This is a genomic window from Streptomyces sp. SID5785 (genome assembly GCF_009870065.1).
Lineage (GTDB): Bacteria > Actinomycetota > Actinomycetes > Streptomycetales > Streptomycetaceae > Streptomyces.
The window spans coordinates 1-1,420 of sequence record NZ_WWIA01000116.1 but is presented as its reverse complement, the minus strand read 5'-3'; the positions used below and the strand labels follow the sequence as shown (position 1 = coordinate 1,420).

Here is a 1,420-nt window from a genome sequence, read left to right as displayed (position 1 = left end):
GATCGCCGCCCTGGCCGACCGCGCCGGCCCGCCGGGCGGCGGGGACCGTCCGGCCGCCCTGGTCCTCGCCGGGCTCCCCGGCGCGGGCCAGGCAGAATTCTCCACGTGGGAAGCCGAGTTGGACGCCCGCACGACCTGCCCCGTGCACCGCGGGACGCTCACCGAGGACCCGGAGGTCGCCCACGGCTCCTTCGCCGCCCCTGTGCCCGACGACCTGCTCGACGCCGCCCGCGCGGGCACCTCCGCGCTCCCGCACCTGATCCTCGCCGGCGACCGCGACCCGCTCACCGACCAGGACGCCACCGCCCTGCTCGCGGACAAGCTGCCGCGCGCCCGGTTCGGCGTCGTGCACGGCGCGCACCACGATGTCCTCGACGACCAGCAGCACCGCACCGTCGCCGCCGAGATCGTCACGTTCCTGGAGTCGCTGCGCGCGGGTCTCGCGCCGCTGCTCACGGTCGAGACCAGCGCCTGGTGACCGCCACCACCCGTCCCGCTCCCCACCGTCCCCGACACCGGAAGGCCGCCATGCCCACCGTCCTCACCGTCTCCGGAAGCCCCTCCGCCACGTCCCGCACCGGCCGACTCCTCGGCCATGTGGGCCGCCGGCTGGCCGCGCACGGCCACGAGGTGAGCCACCTCGACGTCCGCGACCTGCCCGCCGACGCGCTCCTCGGCGCGGACTTCGGCCACCCCGCGATCGTCGAGGCCACCGCGCGCTTCGCGCAGGCCGACGGCATCGTCATCGGCACGCCCGTCTACAAGGCGGCCTACAGCGGCCTGCTCAAGACGCTCCTCGACCTGCTCCCGCAGTACGCGCTCACCGGCAAGACGGTGCTGCCGCTCGCCACCGGCGGCAGCACCGCGCACGTCCTGGCCATCGACTACGCACTGCGGCCTGTCCTGACATCGATGGGCGCGGACCACATCGTCCCCGGCTGGTTCACCCTCGACAAGGACATCACCACCGGGCCCGAGGGCACCGTCCTCGCCGCGGGGGCGGCCGGGGCCGTCGAGCAGGTCACGGACGCGTTCCTGACCTCACTGGCCGGGCGCGCGAGCCGGCTCGCGACGAGCGGGCCGCACGGCCGGGCGGCCTGAACACACCAGGCCGGACGGGGCGTCCTTCCGCGCTGTGCCGCTGTGCGCCCCGGTCCCGGGGCGGAAGCGCCGCCCCGGGACCGGTCGAGGCACTACGGTCGGGGGCGCAGTCCGGTCGTCGAGGAGGAGTTCCGTGCCGTCACCCTGCGATCCCCGCCATGCGCCGGTCGGCGACGTCGGCGGCGCTCTCCTGCTCGTCGACTCCCGGCTGAAGGCCGTGCACGCGGGGGAGTCCGAGGCCGATCCGGCCGAGCGGGCCCTCACCGACCAGTACGTCGCCTCGCTCGGGCCCGGCGGGCTGGACGAGCTGGTCGACGGC

General features: G+C 75.9%; 2 protein-coding genes and 1 pseudogene. All 3 read left to right on the top strand.

All coding sequences use genetic code 11. The annotated features are described in order from the left end of the window. A partial coding sequence (locus GTW43_RS03690; RefSeq protein ID WP_202500995.1) for an alpha/beta hydrolase occupies nt 1-478 on the top strand: 478 nt, incomplete at its 5' end. A 50-nt stretch (nt 479-528) separates the two neighbouring features. After that, the gene (gene ssuE, locus GTW43_RS03685) at nt 529-1,101 is read left to right on the top strand and encodes an NADPH-dependent FMN reductase (RefSeq protein WP_161300167.1); all 573 of its coding nucleotides are present in this window, start codon (nt 529-531) and stop codon (nt 1,099-1,101) included. Nucleotides 1,102-1,234: 133 nt separating this feature from the next. After that, nucleotides 1,235-1,420: pseudogene (locus tag GTW43_RS03680) on the top strand (hypothetical protein); the annotation flags it as partial.